At 53.1% G+C, this 4,605-nt stretch carries 4 protein-coding genes and 1 pseudogene; 1 reads left to right on the top strand and 4 read right to left on the bottom strand.

The window, feature by feature from the left end:
* Positions 1–309: pseudogene (locus C5L12_RS27335) on the bottom strand (IS110 family RNA-guided transposase); the annotation flags it as partial.
* 62 nt (positions 310–371) lie between these two features.
* Positions 372–581, bottom strand: coding sequence for a hypothetical protein (locus tag C5L12_RS29110; protein WP_170109141.1), 210 nt, complete (start codon positions 579–581; stop codon positions 372–374).
* 106 nt (positions 582–687) lie between these two features.
* On the opposite strand from C5L12_RS29110, the gene C5L12_RS27330 reads away from it, so the two are divergent.
* Positions 688–1,527 (top strand): FkbM family methyltransferase, encoded by an 840-nt coding sequence (locus C5L12_RS27330; RefSeq protein WP_157949138.1) that lies wholly within the window; start codon positions 688–690, stop codon positions 1,525–1,527.
* Between the two features lie 34 nt (positions 1,528–1,561).
* Here the strand turns inward: C5L12_RS27330 and C5L12_RS27325 are convergent, their stop codons facing one another.
* Together C5L12_RS27325 and C5L12_RS27320 are read right to left on the bottom strand one after the other, a co-directional pair.
* A complete protein-coding gene (locus C5L12_RS27325) occupies positions 1,562–2,425 on the bottom strand; it encodes a TylF/MycF/NovP-related O-methyltransferase (protein WP_105375125.1) in 864 nt (287 codons plus the stop codon).
* A 506-nt stretch (positions 2,426–2,931) separates the two neighbouring features.
* Positions 2,932–4,369 (bottom strand): IS3 family transposase gene (locus C5L12_RS27320; RefSeq protein ID WP_105375124.1). Its coding sequence is split into 2 segments (ribosomal slippage): positions 2,932–4,056 and positions 4,058–4,369, totalling 1,437 coding nucleotides; the frame shifts between segments, so codons are not numbered across the junction.
* Between the last annotated feature and the right edge of the window lie 236 nt (positions 4,370–4,605).

Below are 4,605 nucleotides of genomic sequence, written 5' to 3'. Positions count from 1 at the left end.
AACCAAAAAACTGGACGGGTCCAAAACGGTGGTATCGATACCGCTGTTGAGGAGAAAGCGGGCAAGCCAAAAGCCATCATAGCCCGCTTCGAAACATACTCGCAGCGGCCCTGCCGCAAATCCTGACGGAGAGCGATTTCGTGTCATGCTTTGAATTCTTAAAAGAGCGGACAGGAGAGCCTCGGCGTTGCCGCCGGCAACCGTAACCGTCTGCACCTTATCCGAGCCAGGCAAGAGGTACCCGACCAGCCACGTTCTCTGGCTCAATTCAAGGGCGATATAGCAATCATTGACATTATCAGCGCTCATTATCATCCTCCGTGGAAAAGCGGAGGTGAAGTATCAAGCTCCGCGGCGAGCTTGCATAGGATCTATAACGAGTTCCGGCCACATAGCGCGATCGGCAACAAGGTGCCGATTTCGCTCATGAACAGCTCATCGGCATCGCCGCCGACATGAGCTTTAACCCCGGAAAATTCCAGCTCCCGCTGGCCCAAAATCAGGGAGCACGTCAAACTGGCGCTGACCTGCGTGGACTTCCGCTCCCGATCCAACGGGATAAGCGGTGCCGGCTGCGCCATCTCTCGGGATATCGTTGGTGGCCTTTTCGACCTGTTGGTTATGGTGATATTAGTTCACGCTAGGCCTGTCAGCGTGCAGCAATCCAGAGCTCTAGAGGAATTCGACATGACATCGGAACTTGGAAGTGTGGAAATAGGGGACCTCACTGTCACGTTCAGAAAGGGAGATTCTGGAGGCACGCACTATTATGGCCGGGGCCATTTTGAAGAGTTTCATAGCTCGTTCTATTCAGTTCTCCGTAACACTATTGACCCAAAAGTTTGCATCGATGTCGGTGCAAATTACGGCTACACTGGAATGTTAATGCGACGCGCTTTTCCATCATGCAGGTTGATACTCGTAGAACCCATCCCATGGCTCGCGGAGTTCGTTGCTGATAATTTTGCCTCTAATGGTATACACTTTGATCATTTTTACTCCGCAATCGTTTCGAACAGTCCGTCGGTCAAAAAGTCAGCATTCGGCGTTAACGAGAAATCTTCTCAAGACAGTCGCGTTATTGCGCAGCCCGGCTGGTCGATCGTTCAAACTGACGTCCTTACACTGGACATGTTGACGAAGGACGTTAAAGCAAACGAAGGAGTTTACATCAAGATCGACACTCAGGGATGGGAAGAGAGAGTATTTGCTGGCGGCCGCGAATTCCTCTCTACGCATAAAAACTGGTTCATAAAGACGGAATTTGCGCCCTATTGGATGGACAGCCAGTCTACTGACCCAGTCGAATTCCTACAGGCTTTGACGGCCCGTTATGCTGTATATGAGAGCCCTGGTAGGCAGCGCTGGAATTGCTTGACGTTAAGTGATCTAATCGGAGCCCCGTTGACCCCGGGATGCGAAGAAGAATTTGTCTCCTATGTTCGCAAGCTTGCAATGAACGAAAAGGGATGGGTTGACCTGTACGTTTTGCCACCACCAAAGCTGGGGCAGATTGCTGAGGGGTAATCCCCCCGCTAAACGGGGAGGATTGCCATGAGGTTTACTTCACGTATCCGAGCGCATAGGTCAGGCCGAATGACACATATTCGAATTGAATTCCAGTCTTCGCCTTAAATTCCATGAATGCCTTATATTCATGGTCCTTGAACCCGCGATATCCGATCAATTCATCGAACACGATCCAAGTGCCGGATTTGACGAGAGAGCCAAGCACATCGAAGATGGTCTTGGTTGAGGAGTAAAGATCGCAGTCGACGCGGAGCAATGAGATCGGACTCGTTTTGTTTTCTTCGAACCATCCGGGAAGCGTATCTTCGAACCATCCTTTGTAGAGGCGGACGTTTGCCGGCATATTAGGGAGGACCCCCTTCACCTCCCCGAAGCTTCCCTTCAATGACCCTGCCCAATCCTCTGGCAGACCCTCAAATGAATCGAACCCATGAATGCTACGATCCGGGAATATTCCGGCAAGCGTTCTGGTGCTGCTCCCCTTATAAACACCTAAGTCGAGAATAGACCCGTTCAGGCGCGTGATCTCGTCACGGCGAGACTGAATCACCGACATCTGGTTTTGGATGAACTGTGCCTGAGGCATTTCCTTGTCGACAAAGTCGTATGTCTCGACTGCTGCGCGGCGATTCTTTTCCTCCAACATCGCCACAAAGCGATGATTTCGGCTGTAGAAATTTTGCAACTCAGCGTTCAACGGCCCAGACGAAAGATCTCTCACGAGGCTCTTAACATCTATCCTGACGCCTCCTTCAGCCTGTGTTTTCTGAAGCTCGTCAGCGACCACTTTGACTGACTTGCGAAGGAACGATTCTACCTGTGGCCACCTTTCTTCGTCCAAAATCTGAGACAATACATCTTGAATAGAGGAGGTCGACCTTTGGATGAAGCTCACAATAAGACCCTTTCGATCACGCTGAGAAATCTATCAGCGCTCGTAATTCGCACAACGTGTAAAAAGTGTCTAGGTTGCGCAACCTGCTTGACCTCTTCAAACCTCAGCATGAAATTTAAAGTCGCCGACGAACTGTTATTTACCATTGAAGTGCCGTGACCGGGATCAGACCGCTAGCGTCTCCGCCCAGCAACCTGCCGCCTGCATCACTGCCTTGGTCGAAGGTAAGAGTGGTAAGGGCGACGTGCCGCTGGCCTGTGTTGTTGAGAAATGACTTTCTGCGGAGATGACCGCAGTCAGCGTTTTCTCATCGGAGGAAACCTGAACCCTTAGGCAGCCGTGTTTGCCGACGTTGCCTGTCCAGGCATTCCTATGTTCGAACCAGTGCCTGATACGAGCCTGTTAAACTAGGGTACGCAGAGACCAAATTCTTCTGACCGTGCCCTCTTTCTAAAAAGAAATGGTCCCCAGGCGGCGGCGGGGTGCGGATAAAAACTTGGACTGTTTTAAATGCTCAGGCCGAGGCTCCTACGATATTCGACCGGGCTGAGTGATCCCAGTGATATTTTGATGCGCGTTTCATTGTACCATCGGATGTAGGCGTCCACCTCTGCCACGAACTGCTCGATCGTGATGACCTTCCAGTCTCGTGGATAGAAGAGCTCGGTTTTCAACCGACCGAAGAACCCTTCGCACGCGGCGTTGTCTTGCGAGCAACCCTTTCGGGACATCGAGCGAACCAGTCTTGCTTCGCTGATACGGGTCAACCACCCGGGCCATCGATAATGGGCTCCGCGATCAGAATGGATGATTGGCCGTTCCTCGCCGTTGGCGACGGTTCCGATGGCTGCGTCCAGCATGGTGTTGACGAGACCCGCATCTGGTTGGGTTCCGATGGACCAGCTGATGACCATGCCGTCAAAGCAGTCGATGATGGGCGAAAGGTACACCTTGCCAGCTGGGATCTGGAACTCGGTGATGTCTGTCAGCCACTTCACGTTCGGCGCTTTTGCATGGAAGTCGCGATTGATCAGGTTCTCGGGCGCTGGACTGATCTCTCCCAGATAGGATCCAAACCGCCGTCGACGCGGCCTGGCAACGACCAACTGCTCCTGCTTCATCAATCGCTGGACAACCTTTTCCGAGACTATCACGCTTTGTCTGGCCAGCGACGCCTGAAGTCGTCGATAACCGTAGCAACGACGGTTCGCTTCAAAGATCTCCGCTAGGCTGTGGCGGACGGCGGCATACTTGTCTGCCAGGCACATGCGGGCGCGATGGTAGAAGTAGGAGCTGCGGGCAATCCGAAGCTGGGCAAGCAGCTCTGGCAAGCGATAAACTTCATGCTCAAGTTGTAACTGGCGGACATCACGCTGGAGGGCTTCAAGCTGTCGCTCGAGCTCTTCACGTTCAGGCACCTTGGGGTTGGATTTGCGGCGTTTCATGGATGAGGGAGCCTCGTGACCGAGTAGCTGATCTTTCCAGCTGTACAATGTCGGCTTTGAGACGCCCAGTCGGTCAGCTACCTGTTGAGCGGTTTCATCTCCACCGCATAGTCCGATGACCCCCGCTTGCCGGACCTCCTCGGAATAGCCAGGGTGCCACGATCGACCGACCATCGATGTCCGCTTGCTTCGGCAACGCCTCACGAACCCATGCGGTTAGAGTTCCTCGACCGGGATAGCCGAGCGCCCTCATCGTCGCAGAGATGCAACGATCATGGGTGCGAAAGTGCTCAAGTGCCGCCTGCCTCTGAGCTTCTGAATATTTTGGCGCTCGCGCTACCGGCTGAGTACGCAGATCAAGATGCTGTATGTACTCGCGATACCAGCCCCTCAACGCATTCTTGGTGGGATATCCCAGCTGGCGAATGGTCGCGTTAAGTCGCTTGCCCAGCCGGATATAGAGCTCAACCGCTCGAAGTCTGTCTGCGTAGGAATACATGAACTACCTCCTTGGTGGTCCAAGTTTTCGTCCGCACCCCCGCCGGGTCAGTTCTTAGTGGTAATCAACATCAATCAATTGCCCGACCTGAGAGATAGGTGACGTTTCGTACCGGAGATGGGGTATTCGGCTTTCGCCTCATCTTCCACGGTGATGCAGGAGGTGCTGCGCTTCGAGCTGATGATAAAACGTGGTCTGTCCAAACAGCCACAAGCATCAGGAAAGGAAGCGCAGCA

This window comes from Neorhizobium huautlense (assembly GCF_002968575.1).
GTDB lineage: Bacteria > Pseudomonadota > Alphaproteobacteria > Rhizobiales > Rhizobiaceae > Neorhizobium > Neorhizobium huautlense.
This window is presented reverse-complemented; position numbering and strand designations above follow the sequence as displayed.